Below are 17,238 nucleotides of genomic sequence, written 5' to 3' on the forward strand. Positions count from 1 at the left end.
GCGTATGCGGGTTTGTCCTGAGACTATTCTAGTTGACGATGTAGTCAAATCAACTAGAATTCGAATTGACATATATGTCAATACAAACTGTGATGTCTTCGGCGTTTCGCCGGAGCGCTAGAGGAGGCAGCGATGCGATTCGTCAGTTTTGAGCGGGGAGGCAAGGCCATGTTGGGCGTTCGCGAGGGCGAGCAGGTGAGGATTCTGGGCGACGAAACGCTCGAATCACTGCTCGGGCGCGGCGCTGATCTTGGTGATTACGCCAGAAATCATGCCGGCGCAGAGAAAGTATCGGCGCAGCACCTCAGGTTTTTGCCACCGCTGCAACGACCACCCAAGATCATCTGCGTCGGCCTGAACTTTGCGGACCACACGTCGGAGAGCAAGTATGCGCAGCCGGCCTATCCGACGTTGTTTTTCCGCGTCCATACGAGCCTGATCGCGCATGAGCAGCCAATGATTCGCCCCCGCGTCACGGATTCCGAAGGGCTCGACTTCGAAGGCGAGATCGCGGTGGTGCTGGGCAAGGGTGGACGTCACATCGCGAAGGAAGGAGCACTCTCCTGCGTCGCTGGCTACTCGCTCTTCAATGACGGGTCCGTGCGTGAATACCAGTTCAAGACGCCGCAGTGGACGGTCGGCAAGAACTTCGACGGCACCGGTGCCTTTGGACCTGACCTCGTCACGACAGACGAATTGCCGCCCGGCGCGAAGGGCTTGTTGCTCGAGACGCGTTTGAATGGCGAGGTGGTTCAGTCCGCCAGCACGGACTCCATGGTTTTCGACGTCGCGACCCTCATCAGCGTCATCAGTGAAGCCATCACGCTGGAACCGGGCGACGTTATCGTCTCCGGCACACCGTCGGGTATCGGCTGGGCGCGCAACCCGAAAGTCTTCATGACAGCGGGCGACGTCTGCGAAGTCACGGTTGAGAAAATCGGCACACTCAGAAACGTCATTGCCGACGAAGCCGCGAACTGATCGACGAAGGCGGCCCAACCTAACGCAAGCTGGCCGGAGAGCCGGCCATCACAAAAACTCGATGGAGACAGTCATGGCTGAACCCGTAGTCGTCAGTTGCGGCGCGAGTGTGCATTCGATCGACCACTTCGCGTTGAATGTGCCGTCGGTAGACGACGCCGAGCGTTTCTTCCGCGCCTTCGGACTCGACCTCACGGTGACGGATAACGCAGGCGCGCGCGAACTCGATATCCGGGCGGCCGACGGTCATCGCTGGGCGCGCATCCTGCCTTCGTCCACAAAGTCCCTCGCCTGGCTGAGCTTCAACTGTTTCGAGGAAGACCTCGATGCACTCCGGAACCAGGTGCAGGCGGCAGGCGCTGTCCTCACTGAAGGCAACCCTGCGCACGACCCTGCCGGTTTCTGGTTCCGGGATCCGGACGGCAACCTGCTGCAGATCAAGACGGGCCCAAAAACCAGCCCGTCTGCAAAGACACGGTGCATCGTTGCCGGCAGTGCTGCGGATGACCGTGGTTCGCACACACGTTCAGAGTCGAAGCCGGTTCGTCCGCGCCGTCTGTCCCACGTTCTTCTGTTCACGCCAGACGTTCTTCGTGCGCTCGATTTCTACAGCAAGGCGCTCGGCCTGCGGCTTTCGGACAAATCGCTCGACATCATTGCGTTCACCCACGCGCCGCACGGCAGCGACCACCATCTGGTTGCTTTCGCGAAAAGCACGGCACGCGGCTGGCATCACGCGGCCTGGGACGTCGAGGACGTCAACCAGGTAGGCGAAGGTGCGGCACAGATGGCTGCCGCCGGTTATGACAAAGGGTGGGGTACTGGCCGGCACGTACTCGGATCCAATTATTTTCACTACGTCGAAGATCCGTGGGGCTCGTTCTGCGAATACTCGGCAGACATCGATTTCGTATCGCCCGGAAAACTTTGGCCAGCGGGCGACTTTCCGCCGGAAGACTCGCTTTATCTCTGGGGCCCTGCCGTGCCCGACAACTTCATTCGGAACACAGAAACGCCAACTGGGGCGGCCGGCGTGATTCCGGAAGGCTAAAAGCTTTCTTCCCTCAATCGCGTTTCGATGGCAGCCAGATGCGCTGGCGCCAGGGCAAAACTCGCTTTTCCAGCAGGTGAACTGAAATGGCTGACCAGAACATTCTTGATGTCGTTATCGTCGGATACGGACCCGTCGGACAATCGCTGTCCATCCTTCTGGGTGAACGCGGCTATAGCGTGGCGGTCTTCGACCGCTGGCCCGCTCTCTATCCGCTGCCGCGCGCCGTTTTCCATGACCATGAAATCCGCCGTGTGTTTCACGCGATGGGGATCGGGAAGGACGTGGAGCGCATCTCGCAACCTTCGTCCACGTATCAGTGGTTCAACGCCGACTGGAAAACGCTCGTCGAGATCGACTGGTCAGCGGAATCCATCAGCGACGGTCCGGTCGGCTATCTCTTCAACCAGCCATCGCTCGAAGCGCTGCTCGACCGCAAGGCAAAGTCCTTGCCGAGCGTCTCTGTCCAGCAAGGCTGGGAAGCCACGGGGCTGCGGCAGCTGCCCGACTGCTGTGAAGTGACGTTGCGCAAGGGAGGAATGGACGGCAACACTTGGGTGCCGACCGGCGAGACGCAAACCGTGCGTGCCCGTTATGTGGTCGGCGCAGACGGTGCGAACAGCTTTGTGCGGAAGTCCACCAATATCGCCTTCGAGGACCTCGGCTTCGAGGAAGACTGGCTCGTCATTGACCTGAAGCCGAACGAGGGCGTGGTGCTGGATGTGCCTGACATCGGCCAGTGGTGCAATCCGGCGCGCCCGACGACCATGGTGCCGGGCGGCCCCGGCTACCGTCGCTGGGAATTCATGCGTTTGCCCCACGAGTCGATTGAGGACCTTCAGAAGCCTGAGAAAGTGTGGGAACTGCTGTCGCCTTGGGTCAGCCCGGAAAACGCGACGCTGGTGCGCTACGCGGTCTACAAGTTCCGCTCACTGATCGCCCAAAACTGGCACAGCGGACGGGTCGTGCTCGCGGGTGACGCCGCACACCAGATGCCGCCGTTCATGGGGCAGGGGATGTGCTCGGGAATCCGGGACGCATGGAATCTCGCGTGGCGATTCGACCTGATTCTGAAGGGCCTCGCTTCGTCGGAGTTGCTGGAGGGCTACACGCCGGAGCGTCGGCCGCAGGTGCGCGCGGTGATCGACGCGTCCATCGCGATGGGACAGGTGGTGTGTATTTCCGATCGCGAAGAAGCCGCGCGACGTGATGAAGCCTATCTGTCCGGTCAGGTGCCGCCGCTGCCGCCATTCCCTGGCCTCACCGACGGCCTTATTTGCGGCGAGGAACGCGACGCGGGCCGCAGCGCTGCCGGTTTGCTCAGCGTGCACGGGCAGGTTCGCAATGACGGTGAGGAACTGCGCTACGACGATGCGATCCCGAACGGCTTCCACGTCATCGCGCTTGACGTGGATCCGGAACAGCATCTGGACGCCGCGTCCATGGCAATGCTGGTCCGGATCGGTGCCCGGACCATTGGTATCACGGACGACCCCGCTAAGACGGCACTAGGCCGCATCCTGTTCGACGTGAGCGGCAAGTACAGGCAGTTCTTCGATGAACATGGCGTGAAGGCGATCATCGTTCGGCCGGACTACTACGTCTTTGGTGCGGTCAAAACCCTTTCGGCGTTGCCGGTGCTGGTAACCAACCTCGCCTCACAACTGTCGCTGACAGAAGCGCCTGCTGGCGAACGTGGGACGCCGGGGAGCAGTGCAGCATAAAGTGCGGGCCGCCGCCGACGTCTTCGTCCGCGGCGTAGTTCCAGAAGTGGGTTGGGTTTGTCGATGCAGATAAATTAAGTATATCCATAATATGGAGGAGTACAGAATGAAAAAAACATTGGCAGGTATGGCAGTGCCGTTCGTGCTCGTGTCCAGCGCCCACGCACAAAGCAGCGTGACGCTGTTTGGCTTGCTGGACGTCGGCGTGAGCTACGCGTCCAGCGAAAACGGCAATCACAACTTCAAGGCGGATGATTCCATCTGGACGCCGAGTCTATGGGGTATCCGGGGCGTGGAAGACCTCGGTGGCGGATACAAAACCCTGTTTGACCTCGAATCGCAGTTTGCGGTGAACACGGGCAAGGGCATCCCGGGCCCAAGCGCCGACTTTAACCGGCAGGGGTTTGTGGGCCTGGAAAAGGACGGCATCGGTCGCGTCACGTTTGGCCAGCAGTACAACCTGATGGCGGATTTCCTCTTCTTCCCGCCCGCAAAACTCGACGGCGCGTTCATGTACGGCGGTTTGTACAACATGCGTCAGGGGCCATTTGCCGCGCTGGGTATTCCGCAGAACCCGACCGGTTCGTTTGATTTCGACCAGATTGCGGGTACGTCGCGGGTCTCCAACTCGGTGAAGCTGACCTCGGCCACGTTCGACGGCCTGCGCATGAGTGCGTTGTACGGCTTCGGCAATACAGCCGGTTCATTCTCATCGAACAACACCGTCGGCTTCGGCGTGAACTATGCGATCGGTGGCTTCGGCGTCGGCGCCGCCTACAACGAGACGAGATATCAGGCTCTGAACAATGGTCACGACGGCATCCGCAACTTCGGTGTTGGCGTGAGCCAGGCGATTGGCGAGCTGTATCTGAACGCACTGTACACAAATACAAAAAACACGCTCTCCGGCGGAATGGTTCAGGTGCTTCAGGCGGGCGGCCTCTATGCGTTCAATCCCTTCTGGCGGCTAGGCGCGAACTACCAGTACATGAGGGGCAATGCCGAGCTCAGCCACAACAAGGCGCAGCAGGTCACCACCGCGCTGCAGTATTCCCTGTCGAAGCGAACCGTGGTCTATGCAGAGAGCGTATTCCAGTGGACGGGCGGAGACGTCGAGGGTGGGCACAACGCCTGGATCAATAGTGCGGGCCAGTCCAGCACGGACCATCAGCTTATTGGCCGGCTCGGGCTTCAGACGGCTTTCTGATTATTGGGGTTCTGACCGGTCCGGGCATGGGCTCGCGGCCGCCTCGTCCTTTTTCGTGGGCCGCAGCGCCCGCACTTCGGGAGAAGCAAACATGGAAAGCAATGTCGGTTCACGCTGGGATACGGCCTATGAGTGGAAAGCCGTCACCCTGCTCGCGCTTGGATTCGGACTGGTCGGGATCGACCGGTTCATGATCATGCCGCTGTTTCCGACCATGATGACCGATCTTCATCTGGACTATCAGGATCTGGGTCATATCACGGGCGCCCTGTCGGTGGCGTGGGGGGTTTCAGCGATGTTCATGGGGAACCTCTCGGACCGCATCGGTCACCGCAAGGTCATCATTCCCGCGATCGTGACGTTCTCGCTGCTGGCGGGACTGAGCGGTCTGGCCATCGGCGTCGGCACGCTGATCCTGATTCGCGCCGTGATGGGTTTTGCAGAAGGCGCGTTCACGCCGGCGAGTATCGTGGCAACCCTCGATGCGTCGAAGCCGACACGCCACGGCCGCAATATTGGTATCCAGCAGATGGCGCTGCCGCTGTTTGGCCTGGGCCTCGCACCCATCCTCGTCACGCAACTGCTGAAGTTCCTGCCGTGGCATTCAATCTTTGCGATCGTGTCGATTCCTGGACTGGTCGTTGCCTTCCTGCTGTGGAAAGTCCTGCGTAACACCCGGGCTTCGACTGCAGCCGAGCACACGATGACGCATGACGCGGCCGGGCACAAATGGACCGACGTATTCCGCTACCGCAACATTCCACTGAACATCCTCGGCATGCTCTGCTGGCTCACCTGTCTGGTGGTGCTCAGTGCGCTGTTCCCGAGCTATCTTGTCGACTACCTGCACCTGGGCATGCAGCAGATGGGCTACGTACTGTCAGCAATCGGCTTCGGCGGCACGCTGGGCACGCTGGTGATGCCCGCGCTGTCCGACCGGCTTGGACGCAAACCAGTCATGATCCTGTCGGTGATTGGCGCAGCGGTGTTTCTAGTGCTGCTTGCGCGCACCGGCCCGAATCCGACCATGCTGTTCACGTACCTGATGCTGACGCTGCTCTTCGTCTTCAGCATGATTACGCTGACTGTCGGACCGCTGAGTGCGGAGTCCGTGCCCGCGAAGCTGATGTCGACCGCGTCGGGGGTGGTGGTCGGCATCGGCGAAGTATTCGGCGGCGGTGTGGCACCGGTCATCGCTGGTTATGTGGCGAAGCACTTTGGCATCCAGTACATCATGCATCTGGGTTTTGTGGCGCTCGCCGTCGGTCTCGTCGTGACGCTTTGCCTTAGGGAAACGGCACCGTTGCGCCTGCGGGCTCAGCCTGCTGCGGTCGCGTCATAAAGGGCCGGTAAAGATCGGCTTCGATAGTGCGAACGACCTGACGGACCATCCACTCGGGCCGAGATCATTCACGCGTCGAAGAATTTTCGTGCGATGGTCCTCGGACCCGACGAACTGGCCGGTCGGGTTCATGCAGATGATGAATCTGACGCGGACCGCGTCGCTAACCGTGGGCGCTGAAGTTCCGGACGGCACGACGCGGTTCAGGGGCCTCGGATTGATCGAGGTTGCACCAGACATCGATATTCAGAGAGATATCGGTAAGCGGCTGACGACGGCCGGTCTCCATTTCGCAGGCGCGTGAGGCATGAGGATGACCCGGAGAGTTACGGGTAGATCGGGCGAGATCCTGTCCATGATCGTCGATCGTGGACAGGATCTATCTGGATCGTTTGCGTCAGGAGGCGGCCGGCTGATCTGTTTGCGGAGCTTGTCGGCTATGCGCCAGGGCAGGAGTTTGTCGATGCGATTGATTTGGTTTTGTCGCAATAAGGGACCTGCGATGGTGAAGCCCTGAGAACGAACGGTTGATCGATGAAGCAGAAGCTTAATCCGGCTGTGGCGAAGGTGCGCAGCGTCTGCACTATTCGCGCGATGTAATCCTTGTTTGCGTGCGCGGGTACGTTGCGTATCCGCTGGGTCTGCGCCACCTCGAGCAGATGATGGCCGAGCGAGGCGTTTCGGTTGACCCTTCGACCGTGCATCGCTGGGCGCTCAAACTGCTGCCGGTGCTGGAGAAAGCGTGCCCACGCCGTAAGCGGGCAGCGGCAGGAGCTGGCGTATGGACGAAACGTACATTCGGGTCGGGAGCGAGTGGAAATATCTGTATCGCGCCGTGGACAAGGCTGGCAAACAATCGATTTCCCGCTGCGAGCCCATCGTGACAAGGTTGCGGCCCGGCGCTACGTCGAAAAGGCGATCGTCCAGAACGGCGAACCGGAGACCGTGACGATTGATAGAAGCGGATCGGATCTGGCGGCGCTCAAGGCGCTGAACGTGAGACGCCGATCAGGATCGGCCAGAAAAAGTAGCCGAACAACGTCGTGGAGCAGAACCATCGTGCCATCCGGCGTCGCAGCCGACCGATGCTGGGCTTCAGAAGTTTTCGTTGTACACGCATCGTTCCGGGCGGCACCGAGTTCATGCACATGATAGTCAAAGGCCAGATGAAAGACGGTGGCATTGCGCAAATTTTCGCCAAGCAGTATTACTCGTTGGCTGCATAAGCCGTCCTCACCCTATCTAACCTTCCTGCCCGCGCATTCATTATTGCGACAAAACCCATCGCGGCGCTCGCTGTCTTTCTCGCATCCGATGCCGGACGGTCCATATCCGGTCAAATGCCTCCATCGACGGCGATTCGCAAAGCGCATCTTGATCCCAGGGTATACAGCAGATCCGCGAGAAGCTCTTGGATATAGTTGGTGTACGGAGTATATTGGCTGCCAGGGTAGTCGAGATTAAATGGAGGACGACATCATGCAGTTTCATCTCAACGGTTTTCATACGGGCGATCCGATGATCGCGCCGGCCGCCGAAGGCGCGCCTCGCATCGACATGCCTGCTGCGGTCGATGTTCTCATCGTCGGAAGCGGGCCGGCGGGACTTGTGCTGGCGGCTCAGTTGTCGCAGTTTACGTCGATTACGACGCGCATCGTCGAGCGTCGCTCGGGGCCGTTGCTCATGGGACAGGCGGACGGCGTTGCCTGTCGGACTGTCGAGATGTTCCATGCATTCGGGCTCAGCGAGCGTCTGCTGCGCGAAGCGTATTGGGTCAATGAGACCGTTTTCTGGAGACCGGACACCAACGACCGCGGTGCGATCAAACGTACTGGACGTGTTCAGGATACCGAATCAGGTATCTCCGAATTTCCGCATGTCATTGTCAATCAGGCGCGCGTGCAGGAGTACCTTCTCGATGTGATGCGACGGTCCGTACAACGACTAGAACCCGATTACGATCTCGAGGTCGTCGATGTAGCGCGCGATGATGCCGATGCATATCCGGCGATCGTCACATTGCGCCGAACGGATGCGGCGCGGCTGGGTGAGGAAGTCAAGGTGCGCGCGCGTTACGTAGTGGGTTGCGATGGCGCCCGCAGCCGCGTGCGCGGAGCCATTGGGCAGACGCTGAATGGCGACGCCGGGAACCACGCGTGGGGCGTCATGGACGCGCTGGCCGTGACCGATTTCCCGGACATCCGCCTTAAGGTCGCGATCCAGTCGGCGAGCAAGGGCAACCTGCTGATCATTCCACGAGAAGGCGGCTATCTGGTGCGCTTTTACGTCGATCTGGGTGAAGTCACGCCGGAGAATCGCGACACCATCAGGCAGACCACGGTGGAGCGCATTGTCCAGACCGCGCAAGGAATCCTTCATCCTTATTCGCTGGACGTCAAAGAGGTCGCGTGGTTCTCCGTGTATGAAGTCGGGCAACGCTTGACCGATCGCTTCGACGATGCCATCGCAGCCGATGGAACATTGCGTGAACCACGCGTGTTCATCGCGGGCGATGCCTGTCATACGCACAGCGCGAAAGCGGGGCAAGGTATGAACGTCTCGATGCAGGATGGCTTTAACCTCGGCTGGAAGCTCGGGGCAGTGCTGCAAGGACGCAGCGACGCGCGACTCTTGCGTACCTATTCGGACGAACGGCAGCCCGTCGCGCAGGAACTCATCGACTTCGACAAGGAGTGGTCCGCGATGATGGCCGGGCCGCCGAAAGACCCCGATCATCCCGAGGCGGGCGGTGTCGATCCCGCCGAACTTCAGGCGTACTTCGTGCGCGTCGGTCGATATACGGCGGGCGTGGCGACGCGCTATCGTCCGGGGGCGCTGACGGGGGAAGCGACGCACCAGTCGCTCGCGAGCGGCTTCACGATCGGAACACGCTTTCATTCATCGCCCGTCGTTCGCATCGCCGATGCAAAGCCGATGCACCTCGGTCACGTTGCGCTCGCTGACGGCCGCTGGCGCCTGTACGCTTTCTCGGACAGGCGCGGAAAGGCACTCGACGCGCTCTGCGAGCATCTCGCCACGTCGCCGGAATCTGTGCTGCGCGTCTGTACGCCGAGCGATACCGATGTGGATAGCGTTCTCGATCTGCGCGCCGTGTTGCAAACGCCGCATCGCGAAGTCCGGCTCGACGATCTGCATGCGTCGTTGCTGCCGCGCAAGGGCCGATACGGCCTGATCGACTATGAGAAGGCATTTACGAGCGATGCGTCGACTGATATCTTCGATGAGCGCGGCATCGACCGCGAACGGGGTGCGCTCGTCGTAGTTCGTCCGGATCAATACGTGGCACATGTACTACCGCTAGACGCCTTCGTGGAATTGAATGCGTTCCTGCGGCCCATTTTTCTAACCGATTCTATCTTGCAGAACCGCTAGACAGTGCCAGAGAAAATCGACAATCCTGACGCGCTTTCCAGATTCACTGGCAGCCTGGTGCGCCGCGCGCAACAGCGGCATCTGGCTGTCTGGCAAAGCGAGGTTTCCACCGAGATCACGAGCGTCCAGTACGCGGCGCTCGAAATCCTGCACAGAGCGCCAGGCGTCAACCAGCGCCAGCTCGGCGATGAACTCGACGTAGACCGATCGACCATCGCCGATCTTGTCGCGCGCATGGTCCGCAATGAATTGATTGAACGTTCCGACGATGCCGTCGATAAGCGTAGCTACGTGCTGTTCCTCACGTCGACCGGCAAGAAGCAGCTTGCGACGTTGCGACCGCGTGTCGAGGAAGTGGAGCGCATTCTTACTGCGAAGCTGACACCGGTCGAAACCCGAGAGTTGCGGCGCTTGCTATTGGCGCTGTTGCCGACTGGCGAATAGGGCATTCGCGGATCGTGGAATTGTTCGATGCCGGAGGCAGGACCCCGGAACGCACAGCGGTTGCTGAGCGGAGCGGTTTGAACCGCTCTGACCGAAGCGGTTATCTCGCTCAAACGGTTCGAGCGCGTTTGTGGACAGAGTCGGTCACTCGTGTCCGTCGCAGCGATGATTACATCTTCTACGAACAGGCGGGGAACGGTAGAAATCAGGTGCTTAGGCGGATTTTAGATGTTCGTTCACAGCTTCGGCAGGTGTCTTACAGTCGAGCTTTTTCCGGGGTCTGGTATTCAGTGCATTGTCAACGGCCTCGATCTCTTGAGCGCTCCACCTGGACAGGTCTGTGCCCTTTAGCAAGTATTGTCCCAGAAGACCGTTCGTGTTCTCGTTCGTGTCGCGCTGCCATGGACTATGCGGGTCGGCGAAGAATACCTTTACCCCGCACTCGACGGTGAACCGGGCGTGATCGGATAGGTCCTTGCTACGATCCCAAGTCAATGACCGTCACAACTGGGCAGGCATGTCAGTCCTGAACCACACCGTCGACACGACCCTGAGATGCATCCGCGAGACATTGCTCTGGACGCTCGCGCTCGATGAAGCGTCCATCCCCCTCAGGCAGCCAGGTCTCAGTGATACCTTGGGGCGCGAGCGCCCTTTTCCGGCGTAGCCGATGAAGTTGAGCCGGTCCCGCTTTCCGATCCCGAGTCTCAGTCGGTGCCTGAACGGCGCTGTTGATCAAACGTCTCGATGCCATGCTTGCTATACAGTGCGAAAGTCATCCTGTCGTCCTGCGGGAGTACGGGCACGGCGCGCAGCGAATCGACTGGATTGCCGCGTAGGGGCCAACGCCAACCACGGCCATTCGCGAAAAGCTGGACGGAGTGGAAATGACGGGGTTGTGGCTGTACCATCTGGATGGCGAATGCGGCATCCGCTCTCCCTACGCCATTGACGATGGAAGTTTGGGTGCCCCCCTCGCGGCGGTCGGCTATTTCCTGCGTTAGCCAACTGCAAATCCTATGGAAGTTCGCATGACCCCCAGTCCCCTCTCAGCGTCAGTTTCACTTGTCTTTGAGGATGGCCCGCGATGCATCCCTGGAATCGCGGACATTGGCTTTCCGTATACACTTTTTGCTTGAATCAGGCCACGCAGAGATTTTTAACGGTGAGCTTGCGCAAACGGGTGAGGCGAGGTGACCGCGCTCGCCGGATACTTGCCGAGCTTCGACTGAAAGACGGGATTGTTGAACGCCGCGCGGAACGCCTCGACGTTCTCCCAGACTGCGTAATTCAGGAAGGTAGTGCTGCCCGCGATACCCTGATGCAGCTGTGTCGAAATGAATCCTGGCTGCGACTTGAAGTAGTTAGCGTCGTCTTCCCACGCTGCCAGTAGGACATCGACGTCGGCTTTGGCTACATGAAAGACGTTAGCAAGGACCAGGGGCCCCTCCGCATCCGATGCCAGTTGGTCACGGATACCAACAATGGTGTCCATTTCAACGAACTTAACCATTTCCATCTCCATAAGGACTGTTCCCGTATGACGTTGCAACTCAGAATGCGCCTCCAGTTTCTAGCAGGAAGGCGACCCGTTAGTCTTACTTTGCTTCGAAAATGAGTTTCGGTTGCGCCTCAATACAACGGCCGAACATGCAGGCGAAATATCGCACACGCCGAGCACGATGCCTCCCCCCGCTTACGCCGGTTTGACAGTCACTTGTCGAATCGGGACGATTACGGCTATTCCGAAGGCTGCTGTCCTCGACCGGAGTCTTTGAGGCGGTGCGCTGCGTTCGATGAATTTGAGGGGAATAGGTCAGTGAGCCAAGAAATCACCATACTTGTAGCCAGCATGAGCGGTACTGCGGAGCTGGTCGCCGAAGAGGTCGCGGCACTCGAAGACGCTAGCTACGCGCCGAAAATCGCGCTTATGGACGGAGTTGACAATCGATGATCTTAAGCCGGGGCTGTACCTGGTCTGCACATCGACGTATGGAACTGGCGATGTTCCGGAAAACGGCAAAGCATTGTATTCGGCCGTTGAAACGAGCAGACCGGACCTTACAGGTGTCCTCCTTAGGTTCAAGGGGTCGTGGCAACACCGCTTTGCGTGGCGAGTTGATCATCCATAGCTGGGACAGAGCGAAGGGCCCAGTGGGATTGCTTTGACGCAGGGCCTGCTAACCGCTGATCTTTTTGCGTGCTCTCGGCGCGGCGTCGGGCCGGCAATGCAGAGGCTTCCGCTTCAGCGATCGATGAACAGCGCGGGGCCACCCTTGTGTGAGGCGACGACCATGACGACCATCGCGACCAGAAGGAGGGGGAAACTGCATACAGCCAGCGGAAAGAAGAGCGCGAGCTGAAGGAATGATCCCCCAACGCCATGCAGCAGATCCGTATCGCGGATGTTTTCGTAGAGCAGCCACACCGTTGCAGCGAGGTCCAGCGCGATGAGAATCAGTCAATTGGATGTCGGAGCATGCTGCTGGCTGGCTTTAGCCCAGAAATACAGTCCCCACCAGATGAGGTTGACAGCGATGGCAGTGAGCGAGAAGACACGCAACGTGAAAAAGGTATGGCCGAACCGCCACAGGCAGCGGCGATTGAAGAGCTGAATGCCTTTTGTAACACCAGCGACGACGGCGATGATTAGCGCGAGCTTGAGGAAACCCATGATGCGCTCCTTCAGGCACAAGATCGAAAGGTCAGAGTGCTCCGGTGAAAGATACGGATCAGACGGGAACGAGGTTTCTTCTGCCTACTGTAGACGCCTGGCGGACAAATACAACGTGCCGTTGGCGTGGCAGAACAGGTGGGCCAAGGACTGCGGCGCATATGCTTGATATGCAGGTCGGACAGCGCGGCGCACAACGGAGTGTGCGCCGCGCCGGGTCACGCAAACTTACGCCGGCATCAATACGTCAGGCCATAGCCGAACGGATACAACGGATGAGCGGTGTCGTGTGGAACGTCAGCCAGTTGCGCCTCCACTTCGGCCGTCGAGGACGGCAGCTCGAACGGCAGCTTGCCTTGCGGTCGGCCCTTGCCGGTCAGCACGTCGAAGAGCGCCGTATCGCTTGCGCCGAAGTTCGCAAGAATTGCCGTAGCCTTGTCGCGCACGTTGGTGAGAATGGCCGGCCGGTCCATATACACGGAGACGATCTGCTTCGGCGCGCCAGCCGCCTGCTTGATCGCCTCGTAGTCCGCATTGCCGTCGACGTAGGCGAGACTGCCTTCGTGTTGCATCGCACCGAATGTGTAGTTCGGATGCAGCGTCTCGTACGGCGTGCTCACACGAAGGATCGCCACGTCCGCCGCTTGCGGAGTGTCCACGACCTGATAGCCGTATTGCCGCGCGACGGCCGGATCGATATCGTATAACCAGACTTTCTTGCCGGATGCCGTCATGGGCAGAAGCTTGTCGTTGTTCTGCAGCAGCACCATCGCGCGGCGTTGCGCGTCGAGCGCCTGCGCCTGGAAGTCCGCATTGCCGACAGTCCTGCTCGCTGCGCTCACATCGACATACGGATGTTCGAAGAGCCCCTGCCTGAACTTCTGCAGCAGGACCCGATAAGCCGAATCGGCAAGACGCGACTCCGGCAGCAGCCCCTGATTGACGGCTTGAATCAGGAAACCTGGATCGTCTTCGCCGCCGAACTGGTCGATGCCCGCTTCGACCGCTCTGACGAAACGCTGCAGACGTGTCGCGCTTTCCATGCCCCACGGCATGCCGAGTCCGACGAACGAAGGCGTACCGGATGAAACGCCGTTCACGCAGTTCGCGTCGCAATCGGACGCGATCAGCCAGTCCGACACGATGACGCCGTCAAAGCCGTATTTGCCGCGCAGCAGCCCGGTCAGAAGCGGCTTGTCATAGGCTGCGCCCACCTGATCGAGCGCTATGCCGTCTATCGTCACGGGGCCGTCGGGTTCCGAATACGTGGGCATGACGGAACCCGCCCTAGCGGCGAACGCGCCTTCGAACGGCCTCAGGTGATAGGCGAAGTTGTTGCCTGGATAGGTCGCATAGCGACCGTAATAGTTGTGGCTGTCGAAGCCGGATTTTTGCGCGCCGTAGCCCGCCCAGTGCTTCACGACGGCGATCACGCTATTGGTCTGAATGCCGTTGCTGCCGCCTTGGAAGCCCTCGATATATGCCTGAACCTGAGCGCGGGTCAGATCCGCGTCCTCGCCGAACGTGCCGTTGATGCGCGCCCAACGCGGCTCGGTGGCGAGGTCGGCTTGCGGCGACAACGCCACCGTGATGCCGACCGCGCGATATTCCCGCCGTGCGATATCGCCGAACTTGCGCGTGAGCGACGCGTCGCCGATGGCCGCGAAGCCCAGCGTTTCGGGCCACTTCGAGAAGCCACTGTCGCCCGCGCTCGCGCCGAGTACATACTGGAAGTGATTGCGCGGGTCGGAACTGATCGACACCGGAATGGCAAGGCGTGACTGCTCCGCGAGCGTCTGGATCTGGTTGTACTGATCCGCCATGGTGCCCGCGTCGCCACTCATGCGCGTGATGTAGGTGCTGATCGCGCGCTCGTTGATCTGCGTTTTCAACGCGGCCAAATCGTAGGCGGTCCCGGTGCCCGCGCCGGTCGTATCGTTCACCACCGGCGCGGTGCCGTGCATCATCAGGCCGGCTTTTTCGGCGAGCGTGAGGCGGCTCACGAGATCGCGTGTGCGTGCATCAGCGCTTAAACGCCAGTCTTCATACGGTTCGAGCTGGCCGTTCCTGTTCATGTCCTTGAACTTGAGGCCGTCCCGCGTGATCAGGTTCAGCGTCGTGTAGCCGAAGTCCGGCTGCGTGGCCGTGGGTGTGAGCGAATCAGCGCTGCCGCAAGCGTACAGGCCCAACGCAAGCGCGGCGCACGACGCGGTCAAGGCTGAGCGGCGAATCACAGGCCGTGAAGAGAAGTGCATCCATGTCTCCTGGAATCTGTTGTTGTGAACACGGCTGAGCGACCTTACAGATAGCCGTAGCGGTATTTTACCGAGGCGTTTTGATCGGCGTTTTACCTGCGGGTGCAGCATTTGTCGTCGCGGTGCATGGGCGGTAAGACCATGCAAGCTTTAGGTAGCTCCAGGTAACCTCAGCTAAGCCCAGGTAACCCCTGGCAGCGCCGGGCGACTCATGGCAATTGCCGATGGCCGCTGCGTCGATCCGCCTGCATCATCGTGCGACGATCGTTTTTTTCAAGCCCATGCCCACCACTACGCAGGCACATCTGGGCGGCCATGCCCGCACCGTTTCTAATCGCATCGCAGTGTTCGCCATGGCCGCCGCCGAACGCGCCGGCGTGCCGCCGGAACTGTTCACCGCCCGTACCGGCATCGGCACGCGGGAATTGGCGGACACGAATGGCCGCATCGACGGCGCGCGGCATCGGCGCGTCGTTGAACTGATGACACAGCTAGGGCCTTCGGCTCGCGGCGCATTCGAGCGGCCGCAGACGCTCTTTCCGGATTTCCCCGTGCTTGGCAACCTGTGCCTGAATGCCCGCACGCTGCGCGAAGCGCTCGAGTCGTTCTGCACGTTCCGGGCGTTGATCGGAGAGTTCGACTTTCTGTATTTCCGCGAGACGTCTGACTATGCGCGGTTCGACTACATCGCCGAATTCGCTCCGGGAGACGGCTTTCAGGCGCTCGCGAACTTTCAGGTTATTGCGAGCCTGGTTCGCGTTTATGAGGAGCCGCATCGCACGCCGTTGTACGTGTCGTTAGTGTGTCCCACGCTGCCGGGCCCGCAAGACCCCAGCGACTTCTTCGGCACACAGGTGCGCTACGACGTCGCGGCGAGCCGCCTGGAGTTCCCTGCCGCATTGCTCGACGTGCCCTTCGGCCGCTGCAATAGCGCGCTCGCTCCTTTTCTTCGTGAGCAGGCGCAGCGGGAACTGCTGCGTGTCAAACGGGGGCATCTGTTCTCGAACACTGTCGAGCAGTTGATCGGTGAGATCATCACCGATGCCGGCGACGAGCGCTATTCGTCACCTTCGCTACTCGCGCGGATTTGCGAGCGGCTGGAGACGTCGCGATGGACCTTGCATCGCCAGTTGCAAACGGAGGGCCTGCATTTCACCGAACTGGAGGCACGCGTCAAATTCAAGGAAGCATGCCGGCTGCTGCGTGAGACGCATTTGAGCGTCGCACAGATCAGCGAGCAACTCGGTTTTTCGTCGCAAAGCGCTTTTACTCGGTTTTTTCGGACCCGGCATGACGCGCCACCGTCGGCATTCCGTCTGTCAGAACGGAGATAGTTACGCCCACGTGAGATTCCGGCTGTAGGTGTTCATAATTGCCGCTAGCCCTGTTCACTGGAATGCTAGCGGCTAAGACGACGAATGCCCCGCGGCGTAAGGGGAAGGCACGATCGGTGCGATTCGATGCCTGTTGCGATGGCGCAACACCGAGATGAAGCGTGTTCTGTAACTCTGCGAGCGTGGTCCTTGGCGGTCTTGGATATAGAATCTGGCAGCGGATGTGATTCGAAAGATGCCTGACATAAATTGTGATTCCTTATTGATATAGGTTACACGTTGCCGGAACATGGTAAAAATCGAGGGGTGAGTGAAATCGATATGCGAAAGTACTACTTATATTGCGAGGTCGTAGAATTGATGCTGAACCTTGGACTGACACCACTGATGTTCATACCTTTACTTATGTAAGGTCACATAGGATCGCTAATTAGCTGGATTTTAACGTCAACGCCCTTGCATCGCACTGATGGCGAGGTCGTTGATCTCGCCTGCGAAAGCAGCAGCTTCGCGTGGAAGCCGGTTTTCTGTTTCCGTCATGACATTTTCTCGAAACGTATTGGTACACTGCCGGCGACGAGGGAGAACGAATGCATGACGACATCAGGCGAACTTTTCGAGCAGGAATTTGAAACCTCGACGCCGGCTCGGGCGAAAGCTTTTTTCGCGCCGGAATGGTGGACGACTTCTTCGTGACAGATATCGGTGGCGAACTGTGGGTGCTAACCCTGATTGTCGTCAGTCGTCAGGGGCGGCAAATGCAGATTCAGTTGCGCACGGCTCGGGAGCTCGATGTCCGCAAGGTGCGTCAGTTCAAGACGCTCGACGCCGCA

General features: G+C 59.7%; 13 protein-coding genes and 2 pseudogenes. 10 read left to right on the forward strand and 5 right to left on the reverse strand.

Annotated elements, in window-relative coordinates:
• Nucleotides 1-132 precede the first annotated feature (132 nt).
• The 8 genes and pseudogenes from C8K18_RS30520 to C8K18_RS30560 all read left to right on the forward strand — a co-directional run bounded on the left by C8K18_RS30520 (nt 133) and on the right by C8K18_RS30560 (nt 10,142).
• Nucleotides 133-981, forward strand: a complete 849-nt coding sequence (locus tag C8K18_RS30520; RefSeq protein WP_107710812.1) for a fumarylacetoacetate hydrolase family protein — start codon at nt 133-135, stop codon at nt 979-981.
• A 73-nt stretch (nt 982-1,054) separates the two neighbouring features.
• The gene (locus tag C8K18_RS30525; protein WP_107710813.1) at nt 1,055-2,032 is read left to right on the forward strand and encodes a VOC family protein; all 978 of its coding nucleotides are present in this window, start codon (nt 1,055-1,057) and stop codon (nt 2,030-2,032) included.
• 86 nt (nt 2,033-2,118) lie between these two features.
• Complete coding sequence (locus C8K18_RS30530) at nt 2,119-3,756, forward strand: bifunctional 3-(3-hydroxy-phenyl)propionate/3-hydroxycinnamic acid hydroxylase (RefSeq protein ID WP_107710814.1); 1,638 nt, start codon at nt 2,119-2,121, stop codon at nt 3,754-3,756.
• Nucleotides 3,757-3,862: 106 nt separating this feature from the next.
• A complete protein-coding gene (locus C8K18_RS30535; protein WP_107710815.1) occupies nt 3,863-4,963 on the forward strand; it encodes a porin in 1,101 nt (366 codons plus the stop codon).
• Between the two features lie 91 nt (nt 4,964-5,054).
• Nucleotides 5,055-6,305, forward strand: a complete 1,251-nt coding sequence (locus tag C8K18_RS30540) for an MFS transporter (protein ID WP_107710816.1) — start codon at nt 5,055-5,057, stop codon at nt 6,303-6,305.
• A gap of 534 nt (nt 6,306-6,839) precedes the next feature.
• Nucleotides 6,840-7,531: pseudogene (locus tag C8K18_RS30545) on the forward strand (IS6 family transposase).
• A gap of 253 nt (nt 7,532-7,784) precedes the next feature.
• The gene (locus C8K18_RS30555; RefSeq protein WP_107710829.1) at nt 7,785-9,698 is read left to right on the forward strand and encodes an FAD-binding monooxygenase; all 1,914 of its coding nucleotides are present in this window, start codon (nt 7,785-7,787) and stop codon (nt 9,696-9,698) included.
• A 3-nt stretch (nt 9,699-9,701) separates the two neighbouring features.
• The gene (locus tag C8K18_RS30560) at nt 9,702-10,142 is read left to right on the forward strand and encodes a MarR family winged helix-turn-helix transcriptional regulator (RefSeq protein WP_107710817.1); all 441 of its coding nucleotides are present in this window, start codon (nt 9,702-9,704) and stop codon (nt 10,140-10,142) included.
• Nucleotides 10,143-10,355: 213 nt separating this feature from the next.
• Here the strand turns inward: C8K18_RS30560 and C8K18_RS30565 are convergent.
• The 5 genes and pseudogenes from C8K18_RS30565 to C8K18_RS30585 form a co-directional block, all read right to left on the reverse strand.
• A pseudogene (locus C8K18_RS30565) lies at nt 10,356-10,643 on the reverse strand (IS30 family transposase); the annotation flags it as partial.
• Between the two features lie 658 nt (nt 10,644-11,301).
• Entirely contained in the window at nt 11,302-11,655 is a 354-nt protein-coding gene (locus C8K18_RS30570) for an antibiotic biosynthesis monooxygenase (protein WP_107710818.1), read from the reverse strand.
• A gap of 732 nt (nt 11,656-12,387) precedes the next feature.
• On the reverse strand, nt 12,388-12,570 hold the full coding sequence (locus C8K18_RS33950) for a hypothetical protein (protein ID WP_258196233.1): 183 nt from the start codon (nt 12,568-12,570) through the stop codon (nt 12,388-12,390).
• 33 nt (nt 12,571-12,603) lie between these two features.
• Nucleotides 12,604-12,816, reverse strand: coding sequence for a hypothetical protein (locus tag C8K18_RS33955; protein ID WP_258196234.1), 213 nt, complete (start codon nt 12,814-12,816; stop codon nt 12,604-12,606).
• A 239-nt stretch (nt 12,817-13,055) separates the two neighbouring features.
• Nucleotides 13,056-15,071, reverse strand: coding sequence for a glycoside hydrolase family 3 protein (locus C8K18_RS30585; RefSeq protein ID WP_181324957.1), 2,016 nt, complete (start codon nt 15,069-15,071; stop codon nt 13,056-13,058).
• A gap of 224 nt (nt 15,072-15,295) precedes the next feature.
• Here C8K18_RS30585 and C8K18_RS30590 point away from each other — a divergent pair, with 224 nt between their 5' ends.
• Together C8K18_RS30590 and C8K18_RS33130 are read left to right on the forward strand one after the other, a co-directional pair.
• Entirely contained in the window at nt 15,296-16,405 is a 1,110-nt protein-coding gene (locus tag C8K18_RS30590) for an AraC family transcriptional regulator (protein WP_107710820.1), read from the forward strand.
• Between the two features lie 456 nt (nt 16,406-16,861).
• Entirely contained in the window at nt 16,862-17,101 is a 240-nt protein-coding gene (locus C8K18_RS33130; RefSeq protein ID WP_132384639.1) for a hypothetical protein, read from the forward strand.
• Nucleotides 17,102-17,238: the final 137 nt, after the last annotated feature.

It is taken from the genome of Paraburkholderia sp. GV068 (assembly GCF_003058125.1).
Classification (GTDB): Bacteria; Pseudomonadota; Gammaproteobacteria; order Burkholderiales; family Burkholderiaceae; genus Paraburkholderia; species Paraburkholderia graminis.